13 protein-coding genes are annotated in these 18,567 nt (G+C 65.0%); 2 read left to right on the top strand and 11 right to left on the bottom strand.

The genetic code is table 11. The features are described from left to right. The 11 genes from IV088_RS22355 to IV088_RS22305 all read right to left on the bottom strand — a co-directional run. Positions 1-4,048, bottom strand: a 4,048-nt coding sequence (locus IV088_RS22355; protein ID WP_291106362.1) for a tandem-95 repeat protein, incomplete at its 3' end; no start/stop codon positions are given. Between the two features lie 241 nt (positions 4,049-4,289). Continuing rightward, on the bottom strand, positions 4,290-4,748 hold the full coding sequence (gene nudB, locus IV088_RS22350; protein ID WP_291106364.1) for a dihydroneopterin triphosphate diphosphatase: 459 nt from the start codon (positions 4,746-4,748) through the stop codon (positions 4,290-4,292). A 71-nt stretch (positions 4,749-4,819) separates the two neighbouring features. Beyond that, positions 4,820-6,622, bottom strand: coding sequence for an aspartate--tRNA ligase (gene aspS / locus IV088_RS22345; protein ID WP_291106359.1), 1,803 nt, complete (start codon positions 6,620-6,622; stop codon positions 4,820-4,822). A gap of 48 nt (positions 6,623-6,670) precedes the next feature. After that, complete coding sequence (locus tag IV088_RS22340; protein WP_291106357.1) at positions 6,671-7,351, bottom strand: DUF502 domain-containing protein; 681 nt, start codon at positions 7,349-7,351, stop codon at positions 6,671-6,673. 11 nt (positions 7,352-7,362) lie between these two features. After that, positions 7,363-7,704 carry an FmdB family zinc ribbon protein gene (locus tag IV088_RS22335; RefSeq protein ID WP_291106355.1) on the bottom strand — a complete coding sequence of 114 codons (342 nt, stop codon included), beginning with the start codon at positions 7,702-7,704 and terminating at the stop codon, positions 7,363-7,365. Between the two features lie 178 nt (positions 7,705-7,882). Beyond that, complete coding sequence (gene ubiB, locus IV088_RS22330; protein WP_291106353.1) at positions 7,883-9,448, bottom strand: ubiquinone biosynthesis regulatory protein kinase UbiB; 1,566 nt, start codon at positions 9,446-9,448, stop codon at positions 7,883-7,885. Next, positions 9,445-10,026: a hypothetical protein gene (locus tag IV088_RS22325; RefSeq protein ID WP_291106351.1), complete on the bottom strand. Its 582-nt coding sequence runs from the start codon at positions 10,024-10,026 to the stop codon at positions 9,445-9,447. The genes ubiB and IV088_RS22325 overlap by 4 nt, the downstream gene beginning before the upstream one ends. An 84-nt stretch (positions 10,027-10,110) precedes the next feature. Beyond that, complete coding sequence (locus IV088_RS22320) at positions 10,111-11,055, bottom strand: Tim44-like domain-containing protein (protein ID WP_291106349.1); 945 nt, start codon at positions 11,053-11,055, stop codon at positions 10,111-10,113. A gap of 28 nt (positions 11,056-11,083) precedes the next feature. Next, positions 11,084-11,815, bottom strand: a complete 732-nt coding sequence (gene ubiE, locus IV088_RS22315) for a bifunctional demethylmenaquinone methyltransferase/2-methoxy-6-polyprenyl-1,4-benzoquinol methylase UbiE (protein ID WP_291106347.1) — start codon at positions 11,813-11,815, stop codon at positions 11,084-11,086. Between the two features lie 9 nt (positions 11,816-11,824). Further along, on the bottom strand, positions 11,825-12,244 hold the full coding sequence (locus tag IV088_RS22310) for a DUF971 domain-containing protein (protein ID WP_291106346.1): 420 nt from the start codon (positions 12,242-12,244) through the stop codon (positions 11,825-11,827). 27 nt (positions 12,245-12,271) lie between these two features. Beyond that, positions 12,272-16,165, bottom strand: coding sequence for an FAD/FMN-binding oxidoreductase (locus IV088_RS22305; RefSeq protein WP_291106345.1), 3,894 nt, complete (start codon positions 16,163-16,165; stop codon positions 12,272-12,274). 176 nt (positions 16,166-16,341) lie between these two features. On the opposite strand from IV088_RS22305, the gene ugpB reads away from it, so the two are divergent. Together ugpB and ugpA are read left to right on the top strand one after the other, a co-directional pair. Further along, the gene (gene ugpB, locus IV088_RS22300) at positions 16,342-17,658 is read left to right on the top strand and encodes a sn-glycerol-3-phosphate ABC transporter substrate-binding protein UgpB (RefSeq protein WP_291106343.1); all 1,317 of its coding nucleotides are present in this window, start codon (positions 16,342-16,344) and stop codon (positions 17,656-17,658) included. An 89-nt stretch (positions 17,659-17,747) separates the two neighbouring features. Next, positions 17,748-18,567 (top strand): sn-glycerol-3-phosphate ABC transporter permease UgpA (ugpA, locus tag IV088_RS22295; protein ID WP_291106341.1); only part of this gene is annotated, 820 nt, incomplete at its 3' end.

Here is an 18,567-nt window from a genome sequence, read left to right as displayed (position 1 = left end):
CACCAGGGGCACCATCGATCACCGTCAGTGCCGTGTCTTCCGTGACCGTGTTGCTTTCGTCGCCGTCCACCGGGGCGTCGTTCACCGGGGCCATGACCAGCGTCAGCGTCGAGGTGTCCGTGCCGCCAGCCCCGTCGGACACCGTGTAGGTGGCCACCGGAATCGCACCAGCGTAGTTCGCCACCGGCGTGAAGCTGTAGCTGCCGTTGGCGTTGATCGTCAGATCGCCCACGCCCGCGATGCTCGCGGTCTGGCCCGCCGTCAGCGTGGTTCCATCGACCGTGAAGTCCGTGATCGTGGGCGTGCCGCCTTCGACGTCGCTGTAGTTGTTGAGCAGGTCGCCTTGTGGGCCTGCTGCGCCATCGACCACCGTCAGCGTCGTGTCTTCCGTGACCGTGTTGCTCTCGTCACCATCGACCGGGGCGTCGTTCACCGGGGTCATGACCAGCGTCAGCGTGGACGTGTCGGTTCCGCCAGCTCCATCGGAGACCGTGTAGGTCGCCACCGGGATCGCACCGGCGTAGTTCGCCGCTGGCGCAAAGCTGTAGCTGCCATTGGCACTGATCGTGAGTACACCAACACCCGTGATCGTGGCCGTCTGACCGGCTGTGTACGTTGTCGGGTCACCATTGACCGTGAACTGGGTGATGGTGGGTGCACTGCCGTCCACATCCGTGGAGTTGTTCAGCAAGTCACCACCGGCGCCGTCGACCACGGTCAGCGTCGTGTCTTCCGTGACCGTGTTGCTTTCGTCCCCATCTACCGGGGCGTCGTTCACCGGGGCCATGACCAGCGTCAGCGTGGAGGTGTCGGTGCCGCCGGCCCCGTCGGACACGGTGTAGGTGGCCACCGGAATCGCACCCGTGAAGTTCAGCGTCGGCACAAACGTGTACGAACCGTTGGCGTTGATCGTGAGTGCGCCCACGCCAACGATCGTTGCCGTCTGTCCCGCGGTCAGGGTGCTGCCGTTGACGACGAACTGCGTGATCGTTGGCGCATTGCCATCGACGTCCGTGGAGTTGTTGAGCAGGTCGCCCTGCGCACCAGGGGCGCCGTCGACCACCGTCAGCGTCGTGTCTTCCGTGACCGTGTTGGTTTCGTCGCCGTCCACCGGCGCGTCGTTCACGGGCGTGATCACCAGCGTCAGCGTGGAGGTGTCGGTGCCGCCAGCCCCGTCGGACACGGTGTAGGTGGCCACCGGAATCGCGCCCGTGAAGTTCAGCGTCGGCACAAACGTGTACGAACCGTTGGCATTGATCGTCAGGTCGCCCACGCCCGCGATGCTCGCGGTCTGGCCCGCCGTCAGCGTGCTGCCGTTGACCGTGAAGTCCGTGATCGTCGGCGTTCCGCCGTCGACATCGGTCACGTTGTTCAGCAAGTCACCCGCGGCGCCGTTGGCCACCGTCAGCGTGGTGTCTTCGATGACGGTGTTGGTTTCGTTGGCATCCACCGGAGGGTCGTTGACGGCCGACACGGTGATGTTGACCGTGTCGGTGTCCTGAAGCCCCGCCACGTCGGTTGACCGGACGGTCAGCACCGCCGGGCCAGCGTAGTTGGCGGTCGGCTGGTAATTGATGGAAGCCAGCGCGGCGTTGATCTGGGCCGAGGTGCCCGACAGCGTGAGCGTGCCGGTGCCGTTGGCTCCGGCGGAGATCGTGGCGCCGCCAGCCAGGCTCACGTTGAGCGTGCCGTTGGTCACCGTCAACTGGGTGGTGCTCAGATTGCCATCGGGATCGCTGGCCGACACACCGGTGATGGTGAGCGTCGTGTCTTCGGCAATGGTCTGTGCACCAGGAACCACGTTCAACGGCGGGCGGTTGTTCAGGCCGAAGTCGAGGGTCAGGTTGGAGGCCCCGATCAGCGTGATGTCGCCGCTGGCGTTGGTGGCGCCCCCCGCCGTGGTGTAGGAGCGACCGGCCCCCAGCACGCCACCGGTGTCGGTGACCTGCACGATGTAGTTGCCGGGCAGCACGCCCGTGAACAGGTACTCGCCATTGGCATTGGTGGTGTCGGTCGCCAAGACGCGCTCGCCGGTGTCCGCGATACCGTTGTTGTTGACGTCGTCGACCAGCCGCACGGTGACGCCAGCAATGCCGGAATCGGTGCCGTCAAAGGTGCCATTGCTGTTGGTGTCGGTGAACACCCGGTCGCCCAGGCTGGCCGTCGGCGGCGTCCAGGCGGCCGCATCGTTCAATGGCCCGGCCAGCGCCGTGGTGCCGTTGGTCGTGATGTTGACGGCAGTTCCAATCGACGCACCCGTGATGGGGTCGTACTGCTGGATGGATGAACTCAGCAGATAGGTGTTCCCGGCTTGGCTTTCTGCAGCCTGGGAATTGGTTGTGGCTCTGGTGACGGTGTTGGTGGTCACGACCGCCGTACCGGCAGCGTTCAAGGTGTAGCGAGTGACCGTGGTTCCTGAGGAACTCTGGAGCGTGTTGGTGGCAGTGCTGTAGCCGAGGTCACCCCAGTCGTTGCCGCCAATATTGCCCACGAGCGTCGTCGCGCCGGAGATGGTTCGACCATTGTTGGAGAAGACCACCCGGTAGATGGTGTCATCCGATTCGGTGCCCGCACCGTCACCGCCAAAGTTTCCCTCGATACCAAGGTACAACGCACCGTTGGCAAATGTTGCTCCGCCACTGCCTGCCCCACGCCCTGGATCGGTGGTACCGGTGTTCAGGTTCAGATCGATCGACCCAACTCCATCGAGGTTGGCTGCAATCAAAATGTGCTGGTTGTTGATGAAATCGTAGGCAAACAGTGACGAAGAGGTGATCGAGTTGGAGCAGTAATAGATCAGCCCATTGGTCTGATCCACCGCCAACGAGTTCAGGCCTTGGGTGGGATCCAGGGCCACCCCCCCCACGCTATTTGGAACCACAGTCAGCGGCGTGGCCTTGCCAGTCGTAAGGTCGATGCTGTAGATCGTCATGCCCTGAACGCCCAGGACCGCGCCCGCACCAGTGTCGGCGGCCGTGGTGAGCAGGCCCGCCATCTCCGCGACCGTGATCACCTCGGTCTCGATGGTGCCGCCCACCTGGGTCTCCAGCACCCAGTTGCCGCCCAATGCCTCGGCGCCGGTGTCGTCGCTGGAAGCGGCGACATCGGCGCCGGTGGCCTCGGCCAGGGCCTCGACAAATGCCACGCCTTCCGTGGTGGAGGACACATCACAGCCGTACAACAACAGGTCGGCGTCGTCGGACAGTGCGGCCCGGATGGCGGCCAACTCGTCGGCGTGTTCGCCGGCCATGGAGGTCGCATCCAGCGTCGTGTTGCCCAGTTCCAGGCGCCCGGGGGTGCCGTGGCTGATGACGTGGATCGCATCGATCCCGGTGCGGCCATTCAGGATTTCGGCCATCTGCTCGACACCATCGCGGTTGGCGTCCAGCACATACACCTCGCCGGTGTGCCAGGTCAGGTCATCTGCGATGTCGGCCACCACGGCGTCCACAAAGATGATCTCGACACGCTCTTCGGATTCACCCGCGTCCACCACGTCAGGGGTGGCTGCGTCGGTGTCGGCAGGGTCCGGTTCTGCCACGGGCGCTTCCTCGGTGGCGGCTGGCTCGGTCATGGCAGCGTCATCCGGAGAATTGGTCTGGTCCGTGGATGCCGGAACGTCAACCGCCTCTTCTCCGGAAGTGCCGGCCTCGGACTCCTCGGCATCAGGCTCCTGCCCTGCAGCAACCTCGTCTTCGTCGGAAGGCTGGGTGGCGGCCACTTCCATCGCGGGGGCGGTGTCGGCCCCCTCAGCGACCGTCACGGCTTCGTCAGATGGAGCCTCTTCAGGTTCCAGTTGATCCGGGTCTTCGAGCACATCGGCATCGGCAGGCGCTGGGTCTGCCTGGGTCTCGAACACGGTGGCGGGCATGGCGGCATCAAAAACGATGCGCTGCTCCAAAGCGATCTGGCTGGAATGCGCCCGCTCGGGCGCCCTTCGCGACTTGCGTGCAGAGGACACCTTTCGGCCACTGGAGGCGGAGGTCTCTGCTGCGGCCACATAGGTGCCAAGGGTGTCGTTCCAGATCGATTTGTATGACTTGTTCATGCTGCTGCACAAAGATGTAATCGGATGTTTCCGACCATCTCATTTGGGCCTAAAGTTCTAACTGTCAAGGTTAACAAACACCTTGACGAGTTGATCGAACTTTTGGCCGTAAACGCAGCAAATCTATGGCCTTTTCGTAACTTGCATCACAGTCCCGGGATGCCGGCGACGAAGTGACAGCCGGCAAAAAACGGTACTAGTACTTACACTGATTTCAAGAAGAAACCCCAAAAAGGGCAGATCAGACCTGAAAAAAGGGCAGGTTCAGGATGGCTTCTGCATTGGACGAAGAGAAGCACCGATCCGCCGCGGCCGTCCACGGCAACCACACCTGCGCACGGTGTTCCCTCGGGTTCAGTCTCACGGGCAGCGCATTCGGCACACAGAGGCCAAACAGGTGCTCGGTGTTGTGCGTGACCCCCGGCGCGTACCGATGGCGCCATTGCGGATAGATCTCGTACACATTTTCCAGCGCCCAGTCGCGCAGCACGTGGTGCGGCGCGCTGGCGTCCAGACCGGTTTCCTCGAACACCTCCCGCACCGCGGTGGCCTCGAACGACTCGGTCACATGGTCCTTGGAACCTGTCACGGACTGCCAAAAACCGGGGGCGTCGGCCCGCTCGATCAACAACACGTCCAGCGCCGGGGTGTGGATCACCACCAGCACGGACTGGGGAATCTTGAAAGGGTGCGGTTCGATCACGGTGGTGACGGATTCAGAACAAAAAAGGGCGCTGAACCAGCGCCCTTGCATTCTGCCGCCTCCGGCGATCAGGCCGGCTTGGCCAGGTCCACGTTGCGCAGGCGGATGTGCAACTCGCGCAGCTGCTTCTCGTCCACCAAGCTCGGCGCCTGGGTCAGCAGGCACTGGGCGCGCTGGGTCTTGGGGAAGGCGATCACGTCGCGGATCGACTCGGCGCCGGTCATCAGCGTGACGATGCGGTCCAGACCAAAGGCCAGGCCGCCGTGGGGTGGCGCGCCGTATTGCAGTGCGTCGAGCAGGAAGCCAAATTTGACCTGCGCTTCTTCGGGCGTGATCTTCAGTGCGTCAAACACCTTCTGCTGCACCGCGGCGGTGTGGATGCGCACCGAGCCGCCACCGATTTCCCAGCCGTTGAGCACCATGTCGTAGCCCTTGGCGATGCACTTCTCGGGCGCGGTGACCATCCAGTCCTCGTGGCCGTCTTTCGGCGCCGTGAAGGGGTGGTGCACGGCGGTCCAGCGATCGGCTTCTTCGTCGTGTTCGAACATCGGGAAGTCCACCACCCACATCGGCGCCCAGCGGGCTTCGAACAGGCCGTTCTTCTTGCCCAGCTCGCTGTGGCCGATCTTCAGGCGCAACGCACCGATGGCGTCGTTGACCACCTTCTCCTTGTCGGCACCGAAGAAGATGATGTCGCCGTCCTGCGCGCCGGTGCGCTTCAGGATCTCGGCCACGGCCGCGTCGTGCAGGTTCTTCACGATCGGGCTCTGCAGGCCGTCGCGGCCCTTCGCCACTTCGTTGACCTTGATCCAGGCCAGGCCCTTGGCGCCGTAAATCTTGACGAACTCGGTGTACGCGTCGATCTCGCTGCGGCTGATCTCTGCACCGCCGCGCACGCACAGAGCGACCACGCGGCCGTTCTTCATGGTGGCCGGCGCGCTGAAGACCTTGAAGTCCACGTCGGCCATCACGTCGGTGAGCTCGGTGAATTCGAGCTTGACGCGCAAATCGGGCTTGTCGGAGCCGAAGCGGTGCATGGCTTCGCTGTAGGCCATGACCGGGAACTCACCCAGGTCCACGCCCATGGTGTTCTGGAACACGGTTTTGATCATGCCCTGGAACATGTCGCGGATGTCTTCCTCGGTCAGGAACGAGGTCTCGATATCGATCTGCGTGAACTCGGGCTGGCGGTCGGCGCGCAGGTCTTCGTCGCGGAAGCACTTGGTGATCTGGTAGTAGCGGTCGAAGCCGGCCACCATCAGCAACTGCTTGAACAGCTGGGGCGACTGCGGCAGCGCGAAGAAGTGGCCGTCGTGCACGCGGCTGGGCACGAGGTAGTCGCGCGCGCCTTCGGGCGTGCTCTTGGTCAGCATCGGCGTTTCGATGTCGATGAAGCCGTTGGCGTCGAGGAACTTGCGCACTTCCATGGCCACGCGGTAGCGCAGCATCAGGTTGTTCTGCATGTAGGGGCGGCGCAGGTCGAGCACGCGGTGCGTGAGGCGCGTGGTTTCCGACAGGTTCTCGTCGTCCAGCTGGAACGGCGGCGTGACCGAGGGGTTGAGCACCTTCAGTTCGTGGCACAGCACCTCGATCTGGCCGCTCTTGAGCTTGTCGTTGGTGGTGCCGGCGGGGCGCGCGCGCACCAGGCCGGTGACCTGCACGCAGAACTCGTTGCGCACGTCTTCGGCGGTCTTGAACATCTCGGCCCGGTCGGGGTCGCACACCACCTGCACATAGCCTTCGCGGTCGCGCAGGTCGATGAAGATCACGCCACCGTGGTCGCGGCGGCGGTTGACCCAGCCGCAAAGTTGCACGGTTTGGCCCAGCTGGGCTTCGGTCACCAGACCGCAATAGTGGGAGCGCATGGCCATATCGGTTCTTCTTTCAGCAGGTTCGCCGTGTGTCACGGCGGGGATTCATCAGGTCGGCGTCGAGGCGGCGCCGGGCGCCGCCTCTTTGGGAAGGGAGGTTTTCGGCGCTCCGGGCGCGATCACGCCCATGGAGACGATGTAGGTGAGCGCTTCGTCCACGCTCATCTGCAGCTCCAGGCATTCGCTCCTGCGCACCACCACGAAATAGCCACCCGTGGGGTTGGGCGTGGTGGGCACAAACACGCTCAGGAACTCATCGTGTTCGCTGGCCCTGCCCGGCTGGGCCTGCAGGTGCCGCAGCACCTCGCCGCTGGGCGTGCCGGTCTGGAAACCGATGGTCCACATGCCCGCGTGCGGCCATTGCACCAGCAGGGCCTTGCGAAAGGCGTTGCCCTTCTCGGAAAACAGCGTGTCGGAAATCTGCTTGACGCCCGAGTAGATGGAGCGCACGACCGGGATGCGGTGCAGCAGCGCATGCCACCAGTTGATCAGGCGGTTGCCGATGATGTTGGACGCCAGCGCCCCGATGGACAGCACCACCACCAGGGCGAAGATCACGCCCAGGCCCGGGATGTGGACCCCGAACAGCTGATCGGGTTGCCAGCTCTGCGGCAGGATGTGCAGCGTCTGGTCGAGGGTGCCCACCACCCAGTCCAGCACCCACAGGGTGATGATCAGGGGCACCAGAACCAGCAGGCCGGCGAGCAGCCATTTGCGCAGGGACAGCATGCGGCGTGGACTCAGGTGGACGACGTCGGGGTGGCGGTGCTGGCGGCCGGTGCCGCTGCTGGCGCGGCGACCGCAGGCGCGGCGGCGGGTGCGGCCGGCGTTGCGGCGGCGCCGTCAGTGCCGGCCGTGGCTTCGCCACCGGCCACTGCGGGTGCTGTCGCGCCCGTGTTGCCACCGCGGAAGTCGGTCACGTACCAGCCGGAACCTTTGAGCTGGAAGCCGGCGGCGGTGAGCTGTTTCTGGAAGCTGGACTGACCGCAGGCCGGGCAGACGGTCAGCGGATCGTCGGACATTTTCTGCAACACGTCCTTGGCATGGCCGCAGGACGCGCACTTGTAGGCATAAATCGGCATGACGGAACCTGTAGTTGGGCCGGAAGAATGGGCCGGTATCGTGCCCGGCGGCTGTCGCTGCCCGACGGGGCCGGTCGGGCCCCGACAGGCGGCGCCAGTCGGGCGTTCGAACAAAACCTGACATTATAAATTGTGGCCTTGGCCTCTGGGCCACAGACCGTGGCTCACCGCTGCGGCATCACCAGAGGCGCACGCGCACCAGCACCTGCATCAGGAGCAGCCCCAGAAGAAAGCCCACGCCGCCCCAGACAATGCCTTGCAGCAGCCGGTTGGTGCGGCGCTGCTCGACCAGCAGGGCATCCAGTTCCTGGCGCAAGGCATGGGGACGGTGCTGCAGGAAATCGTGCATCAGGCGGGGCAGCGCGGGGATCAGCTTGGCGTATTGCGGTGCTTCGGCCTTCAGCTGCTCCAGCAGCTTTTTGGGCCCGACCTGCTCCAGCATCCACTTTTCCAGAAAGGGTTTGGCGGTGTTCCAGAGGTCCAGCTCCGGGTCCAGGTCACGTCCCAGGCCTTCGATGTTGAGCAGCGTTTTCTGCAGCAACACCAGTTGCGGCTGGATCTCGACATGGAAACGGCGCGAGGTCTGGAACAGCCGCATCAGCACCATGCCCAGCGAAATCTCCTTCAGCGGACGGTCGAAATACGGCTCGCACACCGCACGGATCGCCGACTCCAGCTCGTCCACCCGGGTGTCCGCCGGCACCCAGCCGCTCTCGATGTGCAGCTCGGCCACGCGCTTGTAGTCGCGCCGGAAGAAGGCGGTGAAGTTCTGCGCCAGGTATTCCTTGTCGAACTCGGTCAGCGTGCCGACGATGCCGAAATCCAGCGAGATGTAGCGCCCGAAGGTGGCCGGATTCACGCTGACCTGGATGTTGCCTGGGTGCATGTCGGCATGGAAAAAGCCGTCGCGGAACACCTGGGTGAAAAAGATGGTGACGCCGTCGCGGGCCAGCTTGGGGATGTCGACGCCCAGCTGGCGCAGCTCGTCCACCTTGTTGATGGGCAGGCCGTGCATGCGCTCCATCACCATCACCTCGGTGTGGCAATAGTCCCAGAACATCTCCGGGATCAGCACCAGATCCAGTCCCTGCATGTTGCGACGCAACTGGGCGGCGTTGGCCGCCTCGCGCAAGAGGTCCAGCTCGTCGTGCAGGTATTTGTCGAACTCCGCCACCACCTCCAACGGCTTCAGGCGCTTCCCGTCCGCCGAGAGTTTTTCGACCCAGCCGGCCATCATGCGCATGAGGCCGATGTCCTTGTCGATCACCGGGCCCATGTGGGGCCGCAGCACCTTCACCGCCACCTCGCGGCCACCGTGACGGCCGTCCCGCAGCGTGGCGAAGTGCACCTGGGCGATGGACGCGCTGGCCACCGGCACCTGCTCGAAGTGGGTGAACACCGCGTCCAGCGGCTTGCCGAACGCGCGCTCGATGGTGGCCACCGCCACCGCGCTGGGGAACGGTGGCACCCGGTCCTGCAGGCGGGCGAGTTCGTCGGCGATGTCGGGAGGCAGCAGGTCGCGCCGGGTGGACAGCACCTGACCAAACTTCACGAAGATGGGCCCCAGGCGCTCCAGCGCCTCGCGCAGGCGCTCGCCGCGCGGTGCGTCCAGGTTGCGGCCGATGGATACGATGCGCGTGATCAGCCGCAGCGTCGGCCGCTGGAAGCTGGAGAGCACCAGCTCGTCCAGCCCATAGCGAAACACCACCCAGACGATGAAGACACCACGAAACAGGCGGCTCATGCCTTGTGTCCGTCGCCTTGCCCGGAAGCGTCCGCAGCAGACCGGCGCCCGGCAAACCCTTTGACCGCTGTGGCCGCGCTGCGCGCGACACGGACGAGGGTGTGTGCGGTCGCATCACCGAGGAAGCGGGAGAGGTCTTCCTCGACGTCCCAGCGCACGTTGTCCACCAGCCAGGCCACTTCGGCGGCCAGTTGCACGTCGCCCTGGATGTCCACGCCCGGCTTGTCGCCAGACAGCACCCGCCGGGCAATGTCCAGCGGCGAGGTCTGGGTCAGGGTGACGTTCAACTCGGGTGGCGTCTCACCCGAGGGGCGCTCCAGCAGACCGGCGGCCGTGGCCGCGAGCGTCAGGTGAAAGTCGCCCCACTGCACCTTGACCGGCTTCGCCTTCTGGCGTTTGAGCCGTTCCTGCGCCTGAGGCTCCTGCATCAACACGTGGTTGAGGAACAGCACGACGCGGTTTTGCACCTCGTCCACCACCCATTCAGGGGGACGAACGCTGCCCAGCAGGGATTGCAAAACACCCAGCGGAGACGTGGCGCTGGACCCGGAGGGAGAAACGGGGGATTCATTTTTCATGGTCCCTCCGATTCTGACGGATAACGCTCGCCACCCGCGAAGGCGGCATGGAACAACCGGGCGCGGCGCGGGCGCCGCACCGCCTCATTGCAAGGCCTGAACGCCCGCCACCAGCCATCCGCTGGCGTTCGACTTGGGCCGCGTGATGTTCCACACCTCGCGAAACGGGTTGGGCCCCGCCGACATGTCTTCGCGAATCAGGCCGGAAAATTCGACGCTGGCCATGTAGTCGCTCGCCAGTTCTTCGATGCCGAGGAGCCGCGCCTCCAGCATCACCACCTCGGTCTTGTTGTCGCCCGCACCCGAGTGCTCCCGTTCGACCAGCTGGCTGCGGATTTCGGCCAGCATGGTGTCGGTCATCATGGCGCGCAGACTGGGGATGTCCGCCCGGTCCCACGCATCCTGCAGACTCACGAAGTTGGCCTTGGACGCCTGGAGAAACCCGGCGATGTCAAAGCCGGCCGGCACCCCCCATGGCGCAGTGGCCGCGGGCGCAGCACCGGTCGTCGAGCCGTCGGCTGGCGAGACGGCCTGGTTTTCCCAGGGACGGGCCGAGGCGTCGTTGCCCACGTTTTTCGGGCTGTAGCCGCGGGGCACGGTAACCGTGCTACCGCCTTCTGCAGAGGCAGCGTACGCGCCCGGCGTGGCGAGCGCGGGGGTGCTGCGGCGAGCCAAGGTGCGGAACAGGGTCAGCGCCACCAGCGCCAGCACCCCCAAGAGAAGCAACTGGGCAAACCCCTCACCCAGGCCCAGCGAGGACGCCAGCCAGGCCAGCCCCAACCCGGCGGCCACACCACCCAGCACCGAACCCCAGGGACGCTGCTGAGAAGCGACCGTGGCCGCAGGGCCTCCCGCAGCCGATGCCGCCGGGGACACGGCTGGCGACACCGGTGCCTGCGCGGCGGAAGGCTGTGTCACCTGCCCCGACTGCTGGCCCACCGACGTGCCGCTGCCCAGGCGCTTGGCCACCGCCTGCGACGAACCCAGCACCATCAACCCCACCAGCACCAACGACCACCACCTGCTCATTGCCCTTGCCCCTTGAATCTTGTTGTGCTCAGCACTTGATGCCCACGTGCAGCGCCACCACACCGGCGCTGAGGTTGTGCACGTCCACGTGGCCAAAGCCCACAGACTTCATCAACTGCCTCAACTCCTCCTGCCCCGGGTGCATACGAATGGACTCCGCGAGGTAGCGGTAGCTGTGCTCGTCGTTGGCCACCAGCTTGCCCAGCTTCGGCAGGATGTTGAACGAGTACCAGTCATAGGCCTTTTCAAGCGGCTTGGCCACCCGGGAAAACTCCAGCACCAGCAATTTGCCTCCGGGCTTGAGGCATCGCAGCATCTCACCCAACGCATGGTCCTTGTTGGTCATGTTGCGCAGACCGAAGGCCACCGTGATGATGTCAAACGACCCGCTCGCGAACGGCAATTTTTCGGCGTCACACACCGCGGTGGGCAGCACCACGCCCAGGTCCAGCAGGCGGTTGCGCCCTTCGCTGAGCATCGCTTCGTTGATGTCGGTGTGCACCACGCGCCCGGTGGGCCCGACCTTCCTGGCAAAAGCCAGCGACAGGTCGCCGGTGCCTCCTGCAATGTCGAGCACCTGATCACCGGGCTGGGGGTTGGCCACCGTGATCGTGTAACGCTTCCAGACGCGGTGCAGGCCGGCCGACATGAGGTCGTTCATCACATCGTACTTGGGCGCGACGGAATCGAACACGCTGCGCACGTGTTTCGCCTTGTCCTGTTCGTCGACGGTCTTGAATCCGAAATGGGTGGAGGCCATGGGTCCGTCCTAATGAGAGTGGCTGCCGCAGGCAGAGCCTGGTTTTTCCGGCATGGCGGCATCGCGGTCAACCCCCGCTTGAAGGAGGCGTTGCTGGTAATCGGCCCACAACTCCTCCTGCTTCGCACCAAGGAAGTACAGGTAGTCCCAGGAAAAGATACCGCTGTCGTGCCCGTCACTGAAGGTGGGTTGCACGGCATAGTTGCCGACCGGCTCCAGCGCCACCACATCCACCTCCCGCTTGCCGGTCTGCAGGACCTCCTGCCCCGGGCCGTGGCCCTGCACCTCGGCCGAGGGTGAGTACACGCGCATCAGCTCGAACGGGATGCGGAAGTCGCTGCCGTCCGAGAAGCTCACCTGGAGCACTCGCGACTGGCTGTGCACCGTGATGTCCTGCGGTGTCGGGGTGTTCTTGTCGAGTCCGGCCATGGCTGTCTCCTGTTGCGTTGCTTGTGATCAGACCAACACGCGTTCGATGCCGCCCTGGTTGGCCCGGGCCACGTACTCGGGCAGCCAGTCCTTGCCCAGAATCTGGTTGGCCATCTCGACCACGATGTAGTCGGCTTCGAGCAGGCCGTTGTTCAGGTCGTCGCCATAGCGGGTCAGGCCCTGCAAGCAGCTCGGGCACGAGGTCAGCATCTTGATGTTGTCCTGGGCGCCCACGGTGCCGGCGGCACGCAGTTGCGCTTCGCCCTTCTTGATCTCCTCTTCCTTGCGGAAACGGATCTGGGTCGAGATGTCGGGCCGGGTCACGCCGAGCGTGCCGCTCTCGCCGCAACAGCGCTTGCTCTCGACCACGTTGTCGCCCACCAGCGCCTTCACCGTCTTCATCGGATCCTGCAGTTTCATGGGCGTGTGGCAGGGGTCGTGGTACAGGTAGCCGCCCTGCCCGGCCGGCAGCGTGATGCCTTTTTCCAGCAGGTATTCGTGGATGTCGATGATGCGGCAGCCGGGGAAGATCTTGTCGAACTCGTAGCCCTGCAGCTGGTCGTAACAGGTGCCACAGCTCACCACCACGGTCTTGATGTCCAGGTAGTTCAGCGTGTTGGCCACGCGGTGGAACAGCACCCGGTTGTCGGTGATGATCTTCTCGGCCTTGTCGAACTGGCCCGAACCACGTTGCGGGTAACCGCAGCACAGGTAACCCGGCGGCAGCACGGTCTGCACGCCGGCGTGCCAGAGCATGGCCTGCGTGGCAAGGCCCACCTGGCTGAACAGGCGCTCCGAGCCGCAACCGGGGAAATAGAACACCGCCTCGGTCTCAGCCGTCGTGCCCACCGGGTTGCGGATGATGGGCACGTAGTCCTTGTCCTCGATGTCGAGCAGCGCACGCGCCGTCTTCTTGGGCAGGCCACCCGGCATCTTCTTGTTGATGAAGTGGATCACCTGCTCTTTGATCGGCGCCGGGCCCAGCGTGGCCGGCGGGGCACTGGTCTGCTTGCGCGCGGCGAGCTTCAGCACGTTGTTGGCCAGGCGCTGCGCCTTGAAGCCCACATCCACCATGGCCGAGCGCATGAACTTGATGGTCTCGGGGTTGGTCGCGTTCAGGAAGAACATGGCCGCGGCGTTGCCCGGGCGGAAGCTCTTCTGCCCCATCTTGCGCAGCAGGTTGCGCATGTTCATGGACACATCGCCGAAGTCGATCTTCACCGGGCAGGGCGAGAGGCACTTGTGGCAGACCGTGCAGTGGTCGGCCACGTCCTCGAACTCTTCCCAGTGCTTGATGCTGATGCCGCGGCGCGTCTGCTCTTCGTACAGGAAGGCCTCGACCAGCAGCGAGGTCGCCAGGATCTTGTTGCGCGGGCTGTACAGCAGGTTGGCGCGCGGCACATGCGTGGCGCACACCGGCTTGCACTTGCCGCAGCGCAGGCAGTCCTTGATGCTGTCGGCGATGGCGCCGATGTCGCTCTGCTGCATGATCAGCGACTCGTGGCCCATCAGTCCGAAGCTGGGCGTGTAGGCGTTGGAGAGGTCCGCGCTGCGCAGGCTGGTGTCCGCGGCGAGGCCCTTCACGCCCGACAGGTCGCGCAACAGCTTGCCCTTGTTGAAGCGGCCCTCCGGGTCCACCTTGGCCTTGTACTCGGCAAAGGGGCGCAGCTCGTCGTCGGTCAGGAACTCCAGCTTGGTGATGCCGATGCCGTGTTCGCCCGAAATCACGCCGTCCAGGCTGCGCGCCAGCACCATGATGCGACCCACCGCTTCGTGCGCGGTCTGCAGCATCTCGTAGTCGTCGCTGTTGACCGGGATGTTGGTGTGCACGTTGCCGTCGCCGGCGTGCATGTGCAGTGCCACCCAGACCCTGCCCTTGAGCACGCGCTGGTGAACGGCCGTGCATTCGGCCAGGATGGGGCCGAACGCCGCGCCGGTGAAGATGCCCTGCAGGGGCGCACGGATCTGCGCCTTCCAGCTCGCGCGCAGGCGGTGGTCCTGCAGCTGCGGGAACAGCGTGTCCACATCGCGCAGCCAGCCGGCCCAGAGCGAGCGGACCTCGCGCACCAGCGCCAGCGCCTGCTGCACGCGGTCTTCCAGCAGCTCGGCGCTGGGGATGTCGTTGGCGTCGTCGGTCTTGCCCAGTGGCAGGCTGCCCCGGGTGAAGAAAGCTTCCAGCGCTTCGCACAGCTTGAGCTTGTTGCGCAGCGACAGCTCGATGTTGATGCGCTCGATGCCTTCGGTGTACTCGCCCATGCGCGGCAGCGGAATCACCACGTCTTCGTTCACCTTGAAGGCGTTGGTGTGCTTGCTGATGGCCGCCGTGCGCTTGCGGTCGAGCCAGAATTTCTTGCGCGCTTCGGCGCTGATGGCCACGAAGCCCTCGCCGCTGCGGCCGTTGGCCAGGCGGATCACCTCGCTGGTGGCGCGGGCCACGGCGTCGGCGTCGTCGCCCACGATGTCGCCCACCAGCACCATCTTGGGCAGGGTACCGCGCTTGCTCTTGGTGGCGTAGCCCACGGCCTTGAGGTAGCGGTCGTCCAGGTGCTCCAGGCCGGCCAGGATGGCACCGCCCGGGCGCTTCATCTCGGCGAACATGAAGTCCTTGATGTCCACGATGGACGGCACGCAGTCCTTGGGGTTGCCAAAGAACTCCAGGCACACGGTGCGCACGTGTTCGGGCATGCGGTGCACCAGCCAGCGCGCGCTGGTGATCAGGCCGTCACAGCCCTCTTTCTGGATGCCCGGCAGGCCGGCCAGGAATTTGTCGGTCACGTCCTTGCCCAGGCCTTCCTTGCGGAAGGTCGAGCCCGGGATCACCAGCTGTTCGGTGCGCAGCAGCGTCTTGCCGTTGGCCTCGAAGTATTTGAGCTCGAAGGTGGCGACCTCGGCGTCGTGGATCTTGCCGCGGTTGTGGTCCAGGCGCGTGACTTCGAGCCACTCGGCCTGCGGCGTCACCATGCGCCAGCTCACCAGGTTGTCCAGCGCCGTGCCCCAGAGCACGGCCTTCTTGCCACCGGCGTTCATGGCGACGTTGCCACCCACGCACGAGGCCTCGGCCGAGGTCGGATCCACCGCGAACACATGGCCGGCGCGCTCGGCCGCATCGGCCACGCGCTGCGTCACCACGCCGGCTTCGGTCCAGATCGTGGGCAGCGGCTCGGCGTGGCCGGGCACGGCCACGAACTCCACCTCGGTCATGGCTTCGAGCTTTTCGGTGTTGATCACCGCGCTCTTCCAGGTCAGCGGGATCGCGCCGCCGGTGTAGCCGGTGCCGCCGCCGCGCGGCACGATGGTCAGGCCGAGTTCAAAACAGCCGCGCACCAGCTCGGCCATCTCGGCCTCGGTGTCGGGGGTGAGCACCACAAACGGGTATTCCACGCGCCAGTCGGTCGCATCGGTCACGTGCGACACGCGCGACAGACCGTCGAACTTGATGTTGTCTTTGGCGGTCAGGCGCCGCAGCGCCTTGATGGCGCGCTGGCGCAGCGCGGCCATCTCTTCGAACGAACGGGCAAAACTGTCCACCGCCCCACGGGCCGCCGTCAGCAGTTCGGCCACGAGGGCGTCGCGCACGGCGTCGTCATTCGGCGTGCGGCGCTTCTGCACCTCGCCCAGGCGGTGGTGCAGGGCCTCGACCAGCGCAGCGCGGCGCTTGGGGTTGTCGAGCAGGTCGTCCTGCAGATACGGGTTGCGCTGCACGACCCAGATGTCGCCCAGCACCTCGTACAACATGCGCGCCGAACGGCCGGTGCGGCGCTCGGCGCGCAACTCGTCCAGCAGGCCCCAGGCCCGTTCGCCCAACAACCGCAGCACGATTTCCCGGTCCGAAAAGGAGGTGTAGTTGTACGGAATCTCGCGCAGGCGTGGCGCGTCGTCGGCAGGGGTAACGAGGAGCGAAAGCGGCGTGGGAGCGTTCATGTGTGTGGCAGTCGCCAGCATGACAGTACGGAACCTTAGATGGTACCGCAGCGCAACAAACACCCACCCTCCTCGTGGAAACCCCTGTTGTCATGCCCTGGAAACGCATGTGCAATGGTTTTGTCACACGAGGCCAATACCCTGCGGCATTCCGTACGCCCAAACAGGAACACTTCATGCACAAGCCATTCATCCCCTTCTCCGGCCTGCTGGCCCTCGCCACCCTCATGAGCGGCCCAGCCCACGCGCAGACCGAAATCCAGTGGTGGCATTCCATGACCGGCGGCCTCAACGACTGGGTGCTGGACCTCTCCAATGGCTTCAACGCCAGCCAGAAGGAATACAAGATTGTGCCCACGTACAAGGGCACCTACGACGAAACCATGCCGGCCGCCGTGGCGGCCTTCCGCGCGGGCAATGCGCCGCACATCCTGCAGGTCTACGAGGTCGGCACCGCGACCATGATGGCCGCCAAAGGCGCCATCGTGCCGGTGGGCAAGGTGCTGGCCGATGCCGGCTACAAATTCGACCCCAAGGCCTACATCCCCGCGGTGGTGGGCTACTACACCGCCCCCAACGGCCAGATGCTCAGCTTCCCGCTGAACAGCTCGACCACCGTCTTCAACTACAACAAGGACTTGTTCAAGAAGGCCGGCCTGGACCCGAACAGCCCGCCCAAGACCTGGCCTGAAGTGGTGCTGGCCGCCGCCAAGCTCAAGGCCTCGGGCGTGAGCTGCCCCTTCACCACCAGCTGGCAGGGCTGGACCCAGCTCGAGAGCTTCTCGACCTGGCACAACACCGAGTTCGCCACCAAGGGCAACGGCTTTGGTGGCACCAGCGCGCGCCTGAACTTCAACAGCCCGCTGCACGTGCGCCACATCGAGAACCTGGCCAACATGGCCAAGCAGGGCCTGTTCGTCTACCGCGGCCGCGGCAACGCCGCCGACGCGCCCTTCTACTCGGGCGAGTGCGCGATGGCCACCGCCTCGTCGTCCACCTACGCCAGCATCAAGAAAAACGCCAAGTTCGACTTTGGCATTGCCCCGCTGCCCTACTACCCCGACGTGGCCGGCGCGCCCCAGAACACCGTGATCGGCGGTGCATCGCTCTGGGTCATGGCCGGCAAAAAGGCCCCGGAGTACAAGGGCGTGGCCGCGTTCTTCCACTACCTGACCAATGCCGAGATCCAGGCCAAGAGCCACCAGCGCACCGGCTATCTCCCGATCACGCTGGCCTCGTTCGAAGCCACCGAAAAGGCGGGCTTCTACAAACAGAACCCCGGCACCGACGTGGCCGTGAACCAGATGATCCGCAAGACCACCGAAAAGTCGCGCGGCATCCGCCTGGGCAACTTCGTGCAGATCCGCGCGATCGAGGACGAAGAGCTCGAGCAGGTCTGGGCCGGAAAGAAGACCGCCAAGGAAGCGCTGGACAGCGCGGTCAAGCGCGGCAACGAGCTGCTGGTGCGCTTCGAGGCGGCCAACAAGAACTGAGTATGCTCGCCGGGGCGGCAGGGTTCCATGCTGCCCCGCTTCTCGCGCACGCCGCGTGAGTCCTTTACAACCTTCTGCCACTGGCACGCATGGCCTCTGAAAAACGCGTCGTCTTTCGTTCCAGCTGGTTGCCGTGGGCGCTTCTCGCGCCTCAGGTCATCGTCATTCTGGTTTTTTTCTTCTGGCCAGCAGCACAAGCGCTGCTGCAGTCGTTTCAGCAGTCTGACGCCTTCGGCATCTCGACCGAATGGGTGGGGCTGGAGAACTTCAAGAACCTGATCAACGACGAGACCTATCTGGCCTCGTTCAAAACAACCGCCGTGTTCTCGGTGCTGGTGGCCGGCCTGGGCATCGGCATCTCGCTGTTGCTGGCCGTGTTCGCCGATCGCGTGGTCAAGGCCACACTGATCTACCGCACGCTGCTGATCTGGCCCTATGCGGTGGCACCGGCCGTGGCCGGTGTGCTGTGGTTGTTCATGCTGGCGCCGTCCATCGGCGTCGTCTCGTACGCGCTGCGCGCGGTGGGCATCGAGTGGAACAGCCTGCTCAACAGCACCCACGCGATGACGTTGATCGTGCTGGCCTCGGTGTGGAAGCAGATTTCCTACAACTTCCTGTTCTTCCTGGCCGGCCTGCAGAGCATTCCGAAGTCGCTGATCGAGGCCGCGGCCATCGACGGCGCCCACCCTTGGCGGCGCTTCTGGACGATCCAGTTCCCGCTGCTCTCGCCCACCACGTTCTTCCTGTTCGTGATCAACGTGGTCTACGCCTTCTTCGACACCTTCGCCATCGTGGACGCGGCCACCCAGGGCGGCCCGGGCAAGGACACCGCGATCCTGGTCTACAAGGTCTATTACGACGGCTTCAAGGCGCTGGACCTCGGGGGTTCGGCAGCCCAGTCGGTGGTGC

It is taken from the genome of Hydrogenophaga sp., assembly GCF_018780075.1.
Lineage (GTDB): Bacteria > Pseudomonadota > Gammaproteobacteria > Burkholderiales > Burkholderiaceae_C > Hydrogenophaga.
This window is presented reverse-complemented; position numbering and strand designations above follow the sequence as displayed.

Coding starts and splice junctions, on each gene's coding strand:
- aspS (WP_291106359.1), bottom strand. CDS start 6,622: ATGGCCATGCGCTCCCACTATTGCGGTCTGGTGACCGAAGCCCAGCTG.
- IV088_RS22340 (WP_291106357.1), bottom strand. CDS start 7,351: ATGCTGTCCCTGCGCAAATGGCTGCTCGCCGGCCTGCTGGTTCTGGTG.
- IV088_RS22335 (WP_291106355.1), bottom strand. CDS start 7,704: ATGCCGATTTATGCCTACAAGTGCGCGTCCTGCGGCCATGCCAAGGAC.
- ubiB (WP_291106353.1), bottom strand. CDS start 9,448: ATGAGCCGCCTGTTTCGTGGTGTCTTCATCGTCTGGGTGGTGTTTCGC.
- IV088_RS22325 (WP_291106351.1), bottom strand. CDS start 10,026: ATGAAAAATGAATCCCCCGTTTCTCCCTCCGGGTCCAGCGCCACGTCT.
- IV088_RS22320 (WP_291106349.1), bottom strand. CDS start 11,055: ATGAGCAGGTGGTGGTCGTTGGTGCTGGTGGGGTTGATGGTGCTGGGT.
- ubiE (WP_291106347.1), bottom strand. CDS start 11,815: ATGGCCTCCACCCATTTCGGATTCAAGACCGTCGACGAACAGGACAAG.
- IV088_RS22310 (WP_291106346.1), bottom strand. CDS start 12,244: ATGGCCGGACTCGACAAGAACACCCCGACACCGCAGGACATCACGGTG.
- IV088_RS22305 (WP_291106345.1), bottom strand. CDS start 16,165: ATGAACGCTCCCACGCCGCTTTCGCTCCTCGTTACCCCTGCCGACGAC.
- ugpB (WP_291106343.1), top strand. CDS start 16,342: ATGCACAAGCCATTCATCCCCTTCTCCGGCCTGCTGGCCCTCGCCACC.